Here is a 16,620-nt window from a genome sequence, read left to right as displayed (position 1 = left end):
CCGTGCCGGGGTCAGCCCGCGAGCGGGCGGTCTTCGAGCGCGAGGCGGGTCAGGGTGACGCGGGAGCTGACGCCGAGCTTCTCGAAGATCCGGGCCAGGTGGCGCTCGACGGTCTTCTGGCTGAGGAAGAGCTCGGCGGCGATCTCGCGGTTCTTCAGCCCACGGGCGACGAGCGCGACGACCTCGCGCTCGCGCGGCGTGAGCAGGTCGAGGCCCGCGGCGCGGTCGCTGTCGCGCGGCGGCTCGGCGCGGCGGGTCCGGGTGTGGCGTCCACGGCGACGCAGGTCGGCGGCCGCGGCGTCGCGCCGGCGAACCGCGCCGGCCACAGCGAAGCGCTCGTGCGCCGCCATCAGCAGCGCAACCGCGCCGGCCTCGTCGCCGAGGCGGCTGCGCGCCTCGGCCTCGAGCGTCTCGGCGATCGCGCGGTCGATCGAGCGTCCCACGGCGGCGAACCCGGCCGCCGCCTCCGCGGCCCGCTCGGCGGCGCAGGCGGCCTCGTCACGCGCAAGATGGACGCGCGCGGCAGCCCGCGCCGCCTCGGCGTCCCGACCCGCGAGCCCGAGCGGGCCGGCGGCCGCCGCGGCCCGGCGTGCCCAGGCGTCGGCCGCGCCGACGCCGCCCAGCGCCAGCTCGGCCTCGCTCAGGAACTCACACCATTGCGGATGCAGCGCCGGTTCGATCGCCGTCAGCGCGGACCCGCCGGCATGTTCCAGCAGCAGGTCCCGCGCCTCCGCCGCCTGCCCCGCCGCCGCGAGCGCCATCGCGTGCACGCCGTAGGGCAGCCAGCTGTAGGTGGCGGCGTCGAGGGTCAGCGCGAGCTCGACCGCCTCTTCCCCCGCGCGCAACGCCGCGGGCACGTCGCCCTGCAGCGTCGCGACCCAGGCACCGACGCTCAGCGCCCAGACCTGCGGCGTCGCGTACTCCAGGCGCGACGCGTCGATCGCCGCCCGCGCGCACCGCGCAGCGTCGTCGAGCCGGCCGCGCCACAGCAGCGGAACCGCGAGCATGCACGTCGTCGGGACGTACGACCACGTCTGGCCCGTCGCGCGGCACAGCGCCAGCGCGCGCGTCAGATGGCGCTCGGCGTCGTCGAACCGCTCGACGCCGAACTCGGTGTGGCCGAGGGCGACCAGCGTCTCCAGCCGTGCGGCGACCTCGCCGTCGGCCAGCGGATCGACCAGCTCGGCCGCGCGCCGCGCCGCGCCGTCGGCCGCGGCGACGTCCCCGACGTAGTAGGCGCCGAGCGCGACGAGGCTGTGCGCCGCGGCCGCGAGCCCGTCGTCGCCCACGCGGTCGGCCGCCGCGCGCACGCCGACCGACGTCTCCAGCATCCGCGGCCACGCACGGCCGAGCCAGTCGTCGAGCGCGAGTTCCAGCCCGATCTCGACCGCCGCCGCCGCGGCAGGGTCGGCCTGCTCGTCGAGCGCCTCGACCAGCAGCCGCCGCGCTTCGCCGTGGCCGCCGGCCCAGTGGTCGATCCGCGCGAGCGTCCCGGCCAGCCGCGCCTTGACGACGACCTCGTCGGCGGGCAGCAGCGCCCGCGCCTCGGCCAGCGCGACGCGCGCCTCGCGCAGCGCGCCGGTCGCCCCGAGCGCGGCGGCGAGCGGGACCAGCAGGCCGAGCCGGCGCTCGGGCCCGGCGGTCGGCGCGAGCAGCGCGAGCGCCGACGCGTACCACCGCGCCGCCGTCGCGGGCGCCCGCGCAAGGACGCTCAGCGCGGCCTCCGCGAGCAGGTCGATCGCTGCCTCGTCGCCTTGGGCGGCGGCGCGCTCGACGTGGTGGGCGCGCTGCGCGGCCGTCGCGCCCTGGCGCTCCAGCACCGCCGCGGCGCGGACATGGGCCTCGAGCCGCGAGCCGGCGCCCGACGACAGGTACACCGCGCTGCGCATGATCGGATGCCGGAACGCGAACCGCCGCGCATCCCCCGCCGGCCGCACCAGCGCGAGGTCGACGAGTTCGTCCAGCGCCGCCGCCAGCTCCGCGCCCTCCAGCTCGGCGATCCCGGCCGCCAGCGCGATCGGGAACGGATCGCCGGCGACCGCGGCCGCCGCCAGCAGCCGCGCCGCCCCCGGCGAGACCGCGGCGAGCTCCTGTGCCACCGCCCGCCGGACGCCCACCGGCACCTGCTCGCGATCGAGATCGGCGACGACGCCGTCCGGCGCGGCGTCGGTCGCGAACGCCGCGCCCTCCGGCAGGCGCGCCAGCTCGATCAAGTACATGGGGTTGCCGCCGCTCTCACGGTGGAGCGTGCGCAGGCCGTCGTCGCTCACGGCGACGCCGACGACGTCACGCGCTTCGCTCAGCGTCAGCGGGCCGAGCTCGATCCGCTCGGCGTCGCCGTCGTGCTCGGCCGCGACGAGCGCCTGTGTCAGGCGCGGCGCGAGCTGGCGCGAGCGGTACGCGAGCGCCAGGACGATCGGCCCGCGGGGCCGGTGGCGCACGAGGTGCGACACGAGCTCGACCGACGCGGCGTCCGCCCACTGGACGTCGTCCAACATCATCAACAACGGCGAGCGCTCGGCGAGCACCTCCAGCGCGACGCGCACCGCGTCGTGCAGGTGGTAGCGCTCAGCGGGCAGCGGTGCGGCACCGCCCACACCACGGTGGGCGGCCAGCGACGGGAAGACCGCGCCCAGCTCCTCCAGCCGCGTCGAACCGAGCGCGGCGAGCGCCGCGGCGTCCAGCTCTGCGAACGCGTCGTCGAGCGCGTCGATCGCCAGCGCGAACGGCACCTCGCGCTCGAACTCCGCACCGCGACCCAACAGCGTCCGGAACCCTTCCGCCCGGTCGGCGACCGCGGCGAGCCAAGCGCTCTTGCCGATCCCCGCCTCGCCCGCGACCGTCAGGTGGACCGCAGCGAGCGCCCCGTCGCGCACCTCGTCCAGCAACGCGGCCGCGCGACGCAGCTCGGCCTCGCGGCCGACGAGTGCAGCGCTGGATCGGGACGGCGTCGACACGGTGGGGAGCGGGTCTCGGGAGAAGGTAGACGCTCACGCCCCGGAAGGCAACGCGCCGCCACGGCGAACACGCAGGACCACGGACCACCTCTGGCCGTTCACCAATCGACACATTTCCCGGAGATTGACTCAGCGCGCCGCCAGCTGGCCTTCGAGCCGTGCCACCAGGTCGGCGCGCCAGCGCGTCGCGGCGATCGCCGTCGCGTTCTGCTGGTCCGAGCCGTGGGCCCAGGCCTGGGCCTGGGCGTCGCTCTTGCCGAACAGCACGTGCCGCTGGACCAGGTCGGCCAGCCGTGCGGCCTCGTCGCGCTCGACGAACCAGGTCTCGTCCAGCAGCCCGGCGAGCTGGTCCCACGGCGCCGCGTCGGCCAGCAGGTAGTTGCCCTCCACCACCACGAGCCGCACCTCCGGCTCGATCGGGACGGCGCCCGCGATCGCCTCTTCGACCTCGCGACGGAACTCGGGGGCGTAGACGGTGTCGCCGTCGGACGCACGCAGCCGCCGCACCAGCGCGACGAAGCCGGCCGCGTCGAACGTGTCGATCGCGCCCTTGCGCTCCGCCATCCCGCGCGCGGCGAGCACCGCCTGGGACAGGTGGAAGCCGTCCATCCCGACCAGCCGCGCGGCCGGCCCGACCGCCGCGACCAGCGTGTGCGCCAGCGTCGTCTTGCCCACCCCCGGCGGCCCGGTCACGCCGAGCAGCGCCCGCTCCGGCCGGCGCGCGAGCGCCCGCGCCCGCTCCACCAGCGTCTCGAGCTGCCCGATCTCCGCCAGGTCGCCCACCACGGCGTCCTCACCCACGGCTGGGCTCCGCGACCTTGGCGCCGGTCATGATCGCCACGGCTTCCTCCATCGTCGTGACGTCCGGCCGGACGACGGCCACGCAGCGCCCGAGGCGCTGGATCTGGATGCGGTCGGCGACCTCGAACACGTGCGGCATGTTGTGGCTGATCAGGATGACGGCCAGGCCCTCGTCGCGCAGCCGTCGCACGAGCTCCAGCACCTGGCCGGACTCGCGCACGCCGAGCGACGCGGTCGGCTCGTCCAACACGATGACCTTGCTCCCGAACGCCGCTGCCCGCGCCACCGCGACCGCTTGACGCTGTCCACCGGACAGCGTCTCGACGCGCTGACCGATGTCCTGGAGCGTCGTGATGCCGAGCCGGTCGAGCTGCTCGCGCGCCGCCCTGCGCATCCCGCGCGTGTCGAGCTTCCGGAACACGCGGCCGAGCGGCCCGCGCGCCCGCAGCTCACGCCCCAGGTACATGTTGGAGGCGATGTCGAGCGCGGGCGAGACCGCCAGCGTCTGGTAGACAGTCTCGATCCCGGCCAGCCGGCTGTCGAGCGGGCTCTTGAACGACACCGGCTCGCCGTCGAGCAGGATCTCCCCGGCGTCGGGCTGCAGCGCGCCGGTCAGGCATTTGATGAGCGTCGACTTCCCGGCGCCGTTGTCGCCGATGACCGCCAGCACCTCGCCGCGGTCCAGGGCGAGGTCCACACCGGCCAGGCCGACCACGTGGCCGAACGTCTTGACGAGCCCGCGTGCCTCGAGCACGTGCCCCGGCGCCGACGCGCTCATGGCTTCACCCGCCGGATCCACTGGTCGACCGCCACCGCGGCGATCACCAGGACGCCCTCGGCCATCGGCTGGTAGAGGTCGTTGACGTTGGCCAGGGTCAACCCGGACGTGAACGCCACGACGATCAACGCGCCGAACAGCGTCCCGATCACCCCGCCGCGCCCGCCGAACAGGCTCGTCCCGCCGATCACCACCGCGGTGATGCTCTGGAGGTTCGCGTCGACCGCGTTGTTGGGGTCGGCCGCGCCCGCGTAGCCGATCGAGATCCAGCCCGCGACGCCGACGACCAGCCCCGCGAACACGTACACGCTGAACAGCACGCGCGAGGTCCGGATGCCCGCCAGCCGCGCGGCCTCGACGTCGTCGCCGACCGCGTAGACGTGGCGCCCCCACGTCGTCTGGTTCATCACGTAGTTGACGACCAGGTACAGGACCGCGACGACGAGCACGCCGTTGATGAGGTCGAACGGCCCGATCGACACCGGCCGGCCCGTCCAGTTGAGGATCGACGGCATCGCGGCCGCCTGCGTCGTCTGCCCGTTGGCGTACAACAAGCCCGACGACTGGAAGATGAACAACATGCCCAGCGTCGCGATGAACGGCGGGACGCGCAGGCGCGTGATGAGCGTGCCGTTGACCGCACCGGTGCCCATCGCGACCGCGAACCCGAGCAGCAGCGCGAGCGGCCCGGGCACGTTGTGCTCGGACGACACCTTGGCCATCACGAGCAGGGACAGCACCATCGCGTAGCCGATCGAGAGGTCGATCCCCGCGGTCAGGATGATCAGCGTCTGCCCCACGCCGAGCGCCGCGATCACCGCGACCTGCTGGAGCATCAGCGAGATGTTCGTCGTGGTCAGGAACCGCGAGTTGAGCAGTCCGAACACGAGGCACGAGACGACCAGCACCATGAACGGGCCGAGCGCCGGATGCGCGTGCAGCACCCGCTGCACGCGCGCAGCCGGTCCCTCCCGGCGGGCCAGGCCGGCGAGCTGCTGCTCGCCGGCCTGGCCCTCCACCGAGGAGGGGAGGGTCGTGGAGCCCATCAGCCCCAGCACTGCGACTTGGCGGCGGCCACGTCGGTCGACGGGATGCCGGGCTGCGCATCGTTGGTGTACAGCTTGACCCCGGTGTCGAAGAAGTCCTCGCCGGGTGATGTCTGCGGCCTGCCCTGGCCGCTGGCCAGCTCCTGGATCGCCCTCACGCCCATGGACGCCATCTTGCCGGGGAACTGGCCCGCCGTGGCGTCGATCTGGCCCTTCTGGACGAACGGGAGGTTCGCGCAGCCGCCGTCGATGGCGACCACGAGCGCGTCGTTGTGCGACGTGGCCAGCGCCTGCGCCGCACCCTGCGCCGCCTGCTCGTTGACCGCGTAGACCACGTTGATGCCGGGGTCCTTCTGCAGGCACGTCTGCATCGCGGACTTGCCCTGCGGGATCGTGCCGTTGGTCGGCAGCTGGCAGGCGATCTTGTAGGTCCCGCCCTTGCCGCCGGTGTAGTTCCCGCTCTTGGGCTCCTTGCCGTTGATGTGCTCGTTGCCGACCGGGATGCCCATGCCGTCGAGGAACCCGTGGTCGCGCTGGACGTCGACCGAGATGACCGCGGTGTTGACCGCGTCGAGCATCGCGATGTCGGCCGGCCTGCCGGCGAGCTTGGCCGCCGTCCACTTCCCGATCAGCTCGCCTGCCTTCGCGTTGTCGGTCGCGTAGGTGAGGTTCACGGTGCTGGGCGGCTCGGGCAGCGTGTCGAGCGCGATCGTGTACAGGCCGGCGGTGCGCGCCCGCTGCAGCGCCGCGTTCACGGCGTCGCCGTTCGAGGTGATGATGATGCCCTTGTCACCAGCGGCGATCGCGTTGTTGATCGCCTTGATCTGCGCGCCGGTGTCGGCGTCGCTGCTGCCGGCGGACACGGCGAGGTCGACGCCGAGCTGCTTCGCCGTCTGCTCCGCGCTGTTGCGCATCGACACGAAGTAGGGGTTGGAGAAGACCTTCAAGATCAGGGCGGCCCTGACCTTCCTGCCCGAGTTGGAGCCGTTGGTCGAGCTGCCACCCGACGCGTTGTCGCTGCTCGACCCGCACGCGGTCACGGCGAGCGCGACCACCACGAGCGCCGCGAACGTGACCAGCAATCTTGACCGGCGCCTGGCCGGTCGTACGACGTGCTGCATCTGTCCTCCTGTGGACCCTGATGGCCCCGGATGCCCGGGGCGGCAAGGCCGACCCTAACATGCGCAAGCGCTTGCGCGCAAGCGGTTGCCTCTCTGGCTGTGGATCGACCACGTGGAACTCGCAAGCGCTTGCGTAGACTGCGCGGCGATGACCACGATGGCCGACGTCGCGAGAGAGGCCGGCGTCTCGACGACGACCGTGTCCCACGTCCTCAACGGGACGCGCCGCGTCAACGAGAAGACCGTCGAGCGCGTGCACGCCGCGATCGCCCGGACCGGCTACCGGCCGAACACGATCGCGCGCGCGCTGGCCGGCGCCCGCACGCAGTCGATCGGCCTCGCGATCAGCGGCGTGTCCAACCCGTACTTCATGGACGTCATCGGCGCAGTCGAGTCCGAGGCCGCCGCGCGCGGGCACACGCTGCTGCTCGGCGACACGCACGATGAGCCCGAGAAGGAGCTCCAGATGGTCCAGGAGCTCGTACACCGCCGGGTCGACGGGCTGCTGCTCGCCCCGTCGGCCGGCGCGGCCGACGGGGCACTGCGGTTCTGCGCGGACAACGACATGCCCGTCGTCCTGCTCGACCGGTTCCTGCCCGTGCCCTTCGACCAGGTCGGGACCGACAACGAGGAGCCGACGGCGCGCCTCGTCACGCACCTGGCCCAGCACGGCCACAAGCGCATCGGGTTCGTCGCCGGCCTGGAGGGCCTGAGCACGACCGACGAGCGGCTCCGGGGGTTCCGCCTGGGCATGCAGCGCAACGGGCTGGAGATCGACGAGGCGTTGATCGCCTCCGGGTCCTCCGCGCACGAGCCCGCGCGCGACGCAACGAACCGCCTCCTGGACCAGCCGGACCCGCCGACCGCGCTGGTCGCCGGCAACAACTCCATGACGATCGGCGTGCTGCACGCCTTGCGCGACCGCGGGATGACCGTCCCGCGCGACATCGCGCTCGTCGCCTTCGACGACTTCGAGTGGTCGGATCTGTTCGAGCCCCGGCTGACGGTCATCGCCCAGCCCACGGACGCGATCGGGGCCGAAGCCGTGAGGATGCTGCTGGAACGTCTCGACGACCCGGACCGAGAGCCGCGGTCGATCCGGCTGGCGCCCACGTTCGTCACGCGCGACTCGTGCGGCTGCTGAGCCCGGCCGCGCGCTAGAGCCCGGCACCGCCGAGGTCGACGGCGCTCTCAGCCGCGCGCTCGACGCCGGTGGCGACCTCCGCGGCGTTGTTGATGGTCTCGATGCCGTGGGCCTCGCGGAACGCGTCCACGCGCGCGTCGAGCGCGGCGCGTTGGGGCGCGTCCAGGCCGCGGTGCGGGACCTGATCGCGCGCTGCGACCGTCCGGCCGACGCGCTCACGCTCGGTGGCGCGCACCAGGTCCTCCCACTCGGCCTGCTCGGGTGCCCCCGCCGCGGGTGCCCGGCCGACGCGGTCGACGACCGCCGCGGGCGGCTCGACCACCGCGCGCTCCACGGCGTTGCCGACCTCGACCTCGCGGCGGACCGCCTGCTCGCGCCGGACGGCCACCCACTCGGCGACCCGGTCGCCGTGCTCGGACAGCCAGGCGTCGAGTGGGGCCGTCGTCCCGGGCGCATCGGCGACGCCGGCCAGGCGCTCGGCGTCCCGTGCGGCCAGCGCGCGCTGGGTCGCGGCCCGCGCCTCGAGATCGCGGCGCTCGCCCCGGTTGCGCACCCCGGACAGCTCGGCGGCCTGCGCGTCGAGCTCCGCCGCGGCGCGCTGCGCGGCCTCCACCAGCTCGGCCGCCGCGGCACGGTCGCGCTCGCGTCGCAGCGTCGCCCGGGCCGAGCCGCGGTCCAGCGTCCGCAGGACGGCGTCCAGCTCGTGCCCGCGCGCCGTCAGCCACGGCTCGGGGGCGCGCCGCACGCGCTCGTCGTGGTCGTGCGAGGCGACCCCCATGGCGTCGGCCCGGTCGGGCCCGAGGACGTCGACCAGCTCCTGCGCCGGGTCGGGCACGGGGCTGACGTCGTCGCGCGTGACGACGCGCGCCGCCGGCCGCTCCGCACGCTGCGCCTCGGGCTCCACCGTCGCGGCGGCCTCCTGCACGGGCCGCTCCCGCACCGCCCGCTGAGGCACCGGCTCGGATCGCGCCGGACCGTGCGCGGCGATCCTCGCGGTCGGGTCCAGCGGCAGGCGGATGCTCGCGCTCCGGGCCTGGGTCCGGCCGATCCTCCTGGCGTAGCGGCCGAAGCGATCCTCGTCGGTGCCGTCGAGCCCAAGGTCCTCCCGGGAGCCGTACGCGTGGTGCTCGAGGATCGCGCGGGTGTCGGCGACGTAGGTCCCCTCCTTGCCCTGGGACCAGTGCCCGGTCAGCGCGCCGGTCCCGAGCAGCGACGCGCCCTGCACCGGGTACGTGTGGCTGGCGTAGGCCAGGCGCAGTGACGGGACACGCCCCGTGCCCGACGTCTCGCGCTCGTCCCGAAGCGCGCCGAGGTCGAACCGGACCGTTCGCTCCCCGCCGCCGGCGTCGCGCATCCGGACGTCGGCCGTCTCGCGTCCGTGGTCGACATCCACGACGATCCCCGTCTGCCCGTTCTCGACACGACGCTCGCGCGGTGCCCCGGGCGCGCGCGGGACCTCGTACGGCGCCTCGCGCAGGATCACCGCGTCGCCGATGTACAGGAGGTAGTCCCGATCGACCGCGGGGATGCCCTTGCCGGTCAGCTCCGGGGTTGACCCCTGGAGGCGCCGGGCCTGAGCCAGGCGGTTGACGTGGTCGACGTCCGCGTTGGACCCGTGGACGATCAGGATCGACTCATCCGCCTCGTACTTCCGGCGCCAGCGGTCCCAGTCCTCGACCATCGCCTCGACGGCCTCGGCCCGGGTGTCGAGCAGCTGGATCGCGTCGTGCTCGCGCAGCAGCGCAACCGCCGCTTCGGCCTCGCCCCTGTCCAGGAGCACCTGGTAGTCGCGCAGCCAGGGGTGGATCCTGGAGCGGTCGTCGGGATCGCGGTGGCGGCGGATCTCGAACAGCTCCGCGACCGGGATGCGGTCCCGGCGCACGAGCATCTCCGCGTACATGCCCGGCAGCTCGATCGCCCCGAGCTGCCCCTCGTGACCCACGGCGACCAGGCGCGCCTTGTGACGCTCGATCCACCCCGCGATCAGGCCCCAGTGCTCGAGTCCGACCTTGCTCGCCTCGTCGATCAGGATCAGCGTCCTGTCATCGATCCGCAGGACCCCGGCCTCGACCGAGGCGCGCACCCCTTCCAAGGTGTAGGTGTTGCCTCCGGTCTGCTCGCCGAGACGCTGAGCCGTGGTTCCGTCGACCGCCGCCGCGATGACCTGCCAACCCTCGGTCCGGAACGCGGCGCCGACCGCGTCCAGCGTCGGGCCCTTGCCCGTCCCCGCACGCCCGGTCAGGACCGTCCACCGAGACGGGCCGGTGAGCATCGCCACCGCTGCGCGCTGCTCATCGTCGAGCGTGAAGTCGCCCGGCAGGCGCTCGCCCGCTTCGGCGATGCCCGCCGCGACCGCCTCCGCCGGAAGACCCGGGCCGTCGTCGCCGGCTGCGTCCTCGGCGACGCGCACGACGTCCTCCTCGGCCCTGCGGATGCGTGCGGTCGTGACCTGCTCGCCGGCGAGCGTCAGCAGATCCCCGGCGGCCTCCATGTCCTGCAGCAGCGCGTGGGCCTCCTCGTAGTCCATGCGGCCGGCGCCGGACTCGTACACGATCGCCGCCGCGGTGCCGCGCGAGACCGTCGGGCCGTTCGCCGCCAGGCGCGCCAGCGCGAGCTCACGCACGACCGCACGCCGGGCCGCCAACGGGGCGCGCTCCCGGCCCGGCTGCGCAAGCAGCGCCGCCTCGATCGGCCCGAAGCCGTGCTCCTGCCCGAGCGCAAGCCACGTCTCGGCGACCAGCTCGGGCGGCGTCCCGTCATGGTCCTTGGGCTGCCGCGTGTCGGTCGCCAAGCGCGGCACCGCACCGCCCTTCGCCTCCTCGCCGGTGCGCCGCTCGTAGGCGCGCTTCTCGGCCTCGACCTCGTCGGTCCGCGGGGACATCGCCGCGCGCAGTGCCTCGGGCACGCTCACGACCTCGAAGAAGCGCCCCTTGCGGCCGGTGGTCCACTCGATCTCGAAGCCCATCGCCACGAGCCGGTCCGCAAGCACCAGCCGACCGACCGCGCCGCCCTCGAGCGCCGCGTCCTTGCGGAACATCCCCGACGAGGCCGGTGCGACGACCTCGCCGTCGGAACGCTGGACGCCGAACAGGACCGAGTGCACGTGCAGCTGCGGGGCCGGCACCGCGTCGGCCGCCGCTCGCCGTGCCGTGACGTGCAGCGCGCTCGACGCGCCGAAGCCCCGAGCGACATCATGGCGTTGGTCCGGCGGCCGCTTCGTGCCCCAGTCCACGACCGGCTTGGTCTTCGTCATGTGACCGACCGCTGCGTTCGCGCTCTCGAGCATCGCCTGCTCGATCGCGGCCCGCACCTCCGGCGACGACTGGCTCCACAGCACCGACACCGACTTCGGAGCCGAGAACGTCATGTCCACGTTCGCGAACGCCTTGACCGTCCGCTTGTCGTAGCCGGCGCGCTCCAGGCGCTCACGGGACCGCTCGTCGAGCTTGTCCACGCGGCGGTTCCCAGCCGGTCGCAGCTGCTCACCGGTCTGCGCGTGACGGCCGACGAGCACGCGCTCCAGGTCCGCCTCGGCGACCTCCGCCCCACGCTCAACGCCGTAGTGCCCGAGCACCTGCGCGTCGCCGAGCCACATCGTGTGCGCACGCTCGGCGCCCTCCGGCAGGCCGGGCTCGGACCTCGTCCAATAGGACGCCGGCACGTACTGGCCGGGTGCCTCGTCGCGGTCGACGACATAGCGGGCGGCACGGTGCGCGGCGTCCTGGTCGCCGCTGACGATGACGATCTTCTGGAGCGTGAGCACGACGAACCGAATCGCACTGTAACACAAATTCCGAACGCGTCCGTATAGTCTGTCGCGGCTGCGGGGCACGCATCGCGTGCCCCGCAGCCGCCAAGGAGGATCGACCCGTGAGCCCTTGCGCCACAAGGCGTGTTCGCCCCGGACCGGGACGTGTCCGGGGCTGCGCCCCGGGCAGGCCCACGGGCCGACCCCCCACTCGTTACCGTAACTGACACATGGGCGGGGGCCGAAATTGTGTCAGGTTTCGGTAACGGGCTCGGCTCCGGTCTCGTCCCCGGAGTCGGCCTTGGTCTCGGCTGCCGTCTCGGTCTCGGGCTCGTCCTCGGCGTCTGCACCCGGCTCACCCTCGGGCTCGTCCTCGGCGTCCGTCCCCGGCATGTCTCCGTCAGGCGTCCCGAACAGCTTCTCGCCCGCCTGCGCGAACATCTCCATCGTCGTCGGCAGACCGGCGACCGCACCGCCCTTGCCGTCCGGGAGCACCACCCCTGAGATCACGCCCGGCTTCTGCGTGCGCGACAGGGCGGGGTCGGTGCACGGCATCCCGAAGTAGTCCATGAGCCCGTACACCCGCGCCGCGTACCCGCGCGACACCACGCCCTGAGCCACGGCCAGCGCCACGACATGCGCCAGGTCCACCGACCGGGCCACGCCCAGCGGAACGGCCGACCGCCGCGCCAGGTCACCGGTCAGCAGCGATCCCACCCGCGACGGCGGGTGCGGCTGCTCTCCGGTCGGGTCCGCCCAGCGGTCTCGGAGAAGCTTGTCCAGTGCTCGGGCAAGCAGCCCCGGCACGTTCCCGGAGGTCCACCACCCCGACGCGATGGCGGACCGGTTGTCCTTCAACAACCCGAACAACCCGTCATCCAGCGCGACGGCGACCTGAAGCAGCGCCGCCAGCCCGCCCACGGAGCTGAGCGCCGGAACGAGCAACGCCGGATCGGCGTAGGACACCACGGGCGGGTACAGGCCCACGTCGCCCGGCTCCTTCCCGAGGCTCGGGTGATCCAGCCTCGGGCGCAGGTCGGCGGTCCCGCTGAGCAGCCCCGCGAGCGACGTTCCGACACGCACCCAGGGAACGCCCTCGCCGTCCCGTGCGCGGCGGGCCACGCTTCCGGCCACGGCGAGCGTCCACCACGCACCGAAGCCGACGACGGTCGCGCCCTCCGGGACCGCGCTCGGCACCCGGTAGTACAGCCCGACGACGACACCGGAGGTGAACCCCTCCTCGCGCGACGGCGCGACGTACACCGTGAAGTCCGTTCCGGCCGTCGTCAGCGCGGCCGTCACGCGGTCGCCGTGAGCCTTCCACGTCGGCTCGTCCGTGACGATGTGCTGCGGTGTGCCCGTGTCGATCCAGCCATCGGCCAGCAGACCCGACCCCATGAGCACGATGCTCCGTGCGTCGCCGGTTCGGCACTCCCACCGGTACGGGTCCTCGTGCGCGGTCTGCTTCACGCCCTTGCGGCGCACACCCTTGCTCTGCTCGCTCAACGCCTTGACGTCGTGGAGCGGGTTCGTCGTGATCGTCCCCATCAGACTCTCTGCCCTTCCCTGTGTCGGCCCAACGCGTCATGAACGATCACGCGCCCCCGGCGTGCGTCCCCGTGACGGTCGGTGCGGTCCTTCGCCTGGTAGAGCGCGGCGTCTACCGCGCTCATGAGCCCTGTGACCGACCGGTAGTCGTTCAGCCACACGCGGCCCACGGACGCGCCCAAGCTCACGGGCACGCCGTCGTACTCGGACACCGGCCGGTCGAACACGGACGCGACCGCGTCCGCGAAGCAGCCGCCCGGCACGTCCAACACCATGAACTCGTCCCCGCCGAGGCGGGCGACCAGCGCGCCCGCCTCCACGGTGGCACGGAGGCGGTTCGCCACCGTGCACAACACCCGGTCGCCCGTGGGGTGACCGATGGTGTCGTTCACCCACTTGAACCCGTCGAGGTCCAAGAGGTACGCGCACCGGTCTTCACCGGCACGCATCGCCTTCTTCAACTCCCGCCACAGCTCCGCTCGGTTGGCGAGCCCGGTCAGCATGTCCCTCCGGCCGTACTCGTCCAGGTCGCGGAACTGGCGCTCGCGTCCGCGTAGCTGGCGACGGAGCCGGACCACCCACGCCGCCAGCCACACCACGACGCCCACCAACACGACCCCCGCGCCAATCAAGATCGGCACGGCGTCACCCCGCCTCGTCGCGGGGCTCCGGGTTGTTGCGGTAGCGCCACCACAGGACCGCCATGAACCCCACGAACAGGAGTTGCGCCGCGACTCCGACCAGGAACCACCACTCGCGCTTGCCGATCCCGAAGATCGTGTAGAGGGTTAGCGACCCGAGCACCTGCGCGAGGAACGACGGCGAGATGTCCCGGACCGCCTTCCGGCGCATTGTCCGGCGGATCTGAGGCAACCACCCAAGGGTGCCGATCAGCCCGGCCACGGTGCTCAGCGCGCCGTACAACGCATCGGCGTTCATCCGCGCGCCTCCTCGTCCAGCAGGGCCAAGTAGGCGGCGATGTCGTCCACCACGAGATCGGCCCCGCCCAAGATCGCGTCATCGTCCTGGTAGGTCGTGCGCAGGCCCACGACGAACGCCCCGGCGAGCTTCGCGGAGACGATCCCGGATGGCGCGTCCTCGAACACCACGCATTCGCGCGGCTCGACGTGCAGCCGATGCGCGGCCAGCAGGTACGGCTCAGGGTTCGGTTTCGTCTCCTCCACCGTGTCCCCGCCGATGATCACCGACGGCACCACGAGCCCCGCCGCCCTCAGCCTCGCCTGCGCGAGCGCGACCCGCGCCGACGTGACCACGGCGAGCGGGCCGGGCCGGGCCAAGAGGTCCGCCGCGCCGGGGAACGCGGTGACGCCCTCGGTGTCGCGGATCTCGAACGCCGTGATCTTCTCGGCCTCCACGGCCGGGTCAAGGTGCGCCGCGAGTCGCCGGATCTTCTCCTCGGCGCTGAACCCGTGCAGCGCCGCGAACGGCTCGTACGGAAGCTGATGCCCCTTGCACCAGGCCCGCCACCCGCGCCGCGCCGATGCGTCCGAATCCACCAACACGCCGTCAAGGTCGGTGAGGTACGCCCCGCGCTCGCCCGGCCTCATCGTGCGGACCGGTCGTAGGGCGCGAGGTGCTGCAACTGCGCTGGGACGCCGGACCGGTCGGCCAGGCCGCGCACCAACACCATGTCGGTCGGTCGCGCCGCGCCCCACGCCAGCGACAGCATCTCCATCTCCTCGCGGCCGACCGGAGAAGCGGGGTCGTCCAGCACCGCCGCGATGCGCTCAGGGTCGCCCCCGGTCCGCTCCATCGCGTGAACGCCCTCGCGGAACTGGCCCTCGTCCCAGTCCTCGAACCGCGCGTCATCCTCGGTGACGCGCCCCTTGACGAGCGTGTGCAATGCCTCGTCCGTGACGATGTGCAGGCCCAGCGACCCGACGTAGCGCTCGCCCACGATCAGCCCCACGGCGTACGGCCACGCGTTCGCCAGCGACAGGCGGTTCGGCGGCACCGCGCCGTCGCGCATCCAGCGCGCGGCCCAGTCGAGCACGATCCCGGCGAACACGGCGTCCGGCGGGTCGATGTGGCGGTAGACCTCCCACTTGCGATCGAACGCCGCCCCGGCGAACCCCAGTTCCGGGTACACGCGTGACTCAGCCCACCCCTGGAACGGGAAGCCGCCGCCGTGGCCCCAGAAGAAGTCCGGTTGCCCGTTGTTGCGGAACTGCACGCTGTGGCCCATCCAGCCCAGGTCCAGCCCGAACAGGATGTTCTTCACCTGCGGTGACAGAAGCGCGGTCACGCTGTCACGGCTGAGCACCCGCCCGCCGTCGCCCGTCTCGCCCGCGTTCCACAGCGCCCGCAGGAACCGCAGGTGATCGGCCGGGCTCGTCACCAACTCGCACGCCTCCGGGCTCCCGGAGGTGACCATCGGGGCCGTGAACGTGGTGGGGCCGACGCGCAGATGGCCGGGCACCCGGCGCGCGGCGATGTCGTCCCAGCCGGGACCGTCCGGCCATGCCGTCTCCTGCATCCCCAGCGGGCCGAGGATCAGGTCATGCACGCACTGCCCGAAGGGCTTGCCGAGCACATGCGCGACCGCCCGCCCGGCGAGCCCCACGCCGAACGAGGAGTAGATGTAGCGCTCGCCCGCCCTGTCGGCCCAGCGGAACCGCACGCCGTCGTACTCGTGCGTGCGTCCGGCCTCCAACTCCCGCTCGTAGTAGCGCGTCTCACGGCTCCACGACGCGTCGAACGTGTCGGTGGCGAACCCGGCGGTGTGGGTCAGCAGGTGGCGCAGCGTCACGGCCGGACCGCCCACGGGGTTGACCAGCGCGAACGGCAGGTAGGCGGACACGGGCGCGTCGAGCGCGACCATCCCCATCTCGGCCAGCACGAACACGCAGGCCGCCACGTACGGCTTGGCGACCGAGCCCACGTTCATCACGTCGCGCGGGGTCAGGTCCCGGCCGCCCGCCATGCCCGCCGCGAACTCGAACAGGGCTCCGGCCTTGTCGGTCAGCGCGACCGCGCCGCCCGGTGTCCCGGTGAACCCCAACAACTCGGGGGCGCGCAACTGCAACGCCTCCCCGACTTCCTGAACGGCAATCGTCCCCATGCCGTTCCTCCGTCCTTCTCGAATCGGCACCAACCCGTACAACTGCGGGTCGGTTCGTCACCCACCGATCCAACCCTGTCACTCACCGGTGGGTCAACCCCCTTCGCCTAGATCCTTCCGGCTCGGGTAGGGGACAGTCCCCAGTCGGGGATGTCCCCCGCCAACGGGCTCCCGCACCGCGGCGGGCCGCGACCTTCCCGACCGCAACCACCCACGCACGGAGCCCGCCGAGGCAGCGCGAGCGCGGGACATCGCCAGGCGGCGATGTCCCGCGCTCGCGCTGCCTCGGCGGGCGGCCCTTCCGCACGGACCGCAACCACCGGAGGGGTTTGACGCCAACGGCGTCCGTCTTGTCTGTCAAACGCTCGTCCGCCGCCAGGGCGGACGGCGTCCCC

Annotated in this window: 12 protein-coding genes; 1 reads left to right on the top strand and 11 read right to left on the bottom strand. The window is 73.2% G+C overall.

Translation table 11 applies throughout. The annotated features are described in order from the left end of the window. Positions 1 to 11: 11 nt before the first annotated feature. The 5 genes from H030_RS40425 to H030_RS31220 all read right to left on the bottom strand — a co-directional run bounded on the left by H030_RS40425 (position 12) and on the right by H030_RS31220 (position 6,664). Positions 12 to 2,957, bottom strand: a complete 2,946-nt coding sequence (locus tag H030_RS40425) for an ATP-binding protein (RefSeq protein WP_051222339.1) — start codon at positions 2,955 to 2,957, stop codon at positions 12 to 14. A 129-nt stretch (positions 2,958 to 3,086) separates the two neighbouring features. After that, positions 3,087 to 3,758 (bottom strand): nucleoside/nucleotide kinase family protein, encoded by a 672-nt coding sequence (locus H030_RS0111060; protein WP_196809084.1) that lies wholly within the window; start codon positions 3,756 to 3,758, stop codon positions 3,087 to 3,089. Beyond that, positions 3,751 to 4,536 (bottom strand): ATP-binding cassette domain-containing protein, encoded by a 786-nt coding sequence (locus H030_RS0111055; protein ID WP_051222338.1) that lies wholly within the window; start codon positions 4,534 to 4,536, stop codon positions 3,751 to 3,753. The genes H030_RS0111060 and H030_RS0111055 overlap by 8 nt, the downstream gene beginning before the upstream one ends. Next, a complete protein-coding gene (locus H030_RS0111050) occupies positions 4,533 to 5,582 on the bottom strand; it encodes an ABC transporter permease (protein WP_027006153.1) in 1,050 nt (349 codons plus the stop codon). Before H030_RS0111050 ends, H030_RS0111055 begins: the two co-directional genes overlap by 4 nt. Beyond that, positions 5,582 to 6,664, bottom strand: coding sequence for a substrate-binding domain-containing protein (locus tag H030_RS31220; protein ID WP_035126105.1), 1,083 nt, complete (start codon positions 6,662 to 6,664; stop codon positions 5,582 to 5,584). The genes H030_RS0111050 and H030_RS31220 overlap by 1 nt, the downstream gene beginning before the upstream one ends. Positions 6,665 to 6,851: 187 nt before the next feature. Here H030_RS31220 and H030_RS0111040 point away from each other — a divergent pair, with 187 nt between their 5' ends. Further along, positions 6,852 to 7,847: a LacI family DNA-binding transcriptional regulator gene (locus H030_RS0111040; RefSeq protein WP_027006152.1), complete on the top strand. Its 996-nt coding sequence runs from the start codon at positions 6,852 to 6,854 to the stop codon at positions 7,845 to 7,847. Between the two features lie 13 nt (positions 7,848 to 7,860). Here H030_RS0111040 and mobF read toward each other — a convergent pair whose 3' ends face one another. From mobF to H030_RS0111010, 6 genes are all read right to left on the bottom strand, one after another. After that, positions 7,861 to 11,610 carry a MobF family relaxase gene (mobF, locus tag H030_RS0111035; RefSeq protein ID WP_027006151.1) on the bottom strand — a complete coding sequence of 1,250 codons (3,750 nt, stop codon included), beginning with the start codon at positions 11,608 to 11,610 and terminating at the stop codon, positions 7,861 to 7,863. A 237-nt stretch (positions 11,611 to 11,847) separates the two neighbouring features. Further along, complete coding sequence (locus tag H030_RS0111030; protein WP_027006150.1) at positions 11,848 to 13,143, bottom strand: hypothetical protein; 1,296 nt, start codon at positions 13,141 to 13,143, stop codon at positions 11,848 to 11,850. After that, positions 13,143 to 13,784 (bottom strand): GGDEF domain-containing protein, encoded by a 642-nt coding sequence (locus H030_RS31215; protein ID WP_027006149.1) that lies wholly within the window; start codon positions 13,782 to 13,784, stop codon positions 13,143 to 13,145. Before H030_RS31215 ends, H030_RS0111030 begins: the two co-directional genes overlap by 1 nt. Before the next feature lie 4 nt (positions 13,785 to 13,788). Further along, positions 13,789 to 14,082 (bottom strand): SemiSWEET family sugar transporter, encoded by a 294-nt coding sequence (locus tag H030_RS0111020; RefSeq protein WP_027006148.1) that lies wholly within the window; start codon positions 14,080 to 14,082, stop codon positions 13,789 to 13,791. Further along, the gene (locus tag H030_RS31210; protein WP_035126103.1) at positions 14,079 to 14,711 is read right to left on the bottom strand and encodes an HAD-IA family hydrolase; all 633 of its coding nucleotides are present in this window, start codon (positions 14,709 to 14,711) and stop codon (positions 14,079 to 14,081) included. The genes H030_RS0111020 and H030_RS31210 overlap by 4 nt, the downstream gene beginning before the upstream one ends. Continuing rightward, a complete protein-coding gene (locus H030_RS0111010) occupies positions 14,708 to 16,225 on the bottom strand; it encodes a serine hydrolase domain-containing protein (RefSeq protein WP_027006147.1) in 1,518 nt (505 codons plus the stop codon). Before H030_RS0111010 ends, H030_RS31210 begins: the two co-directional genes overlap by 4 nt. Positions 16,226 to 16,620: the final 395 nt, after the last annotated feature.

The organism is Conexibacter woesei Iso977N (assembly GCF_000424625.1).
GTDB lineage: Bacteria > Actinomycetota > Thermoleophilia > Solirubrobacterales > Solirubrobacteraceae > Baekduia > Baekduia woesei_A.
This window is presented reverse-complemented; position numbering and strand designations above follow the sequence as displayed.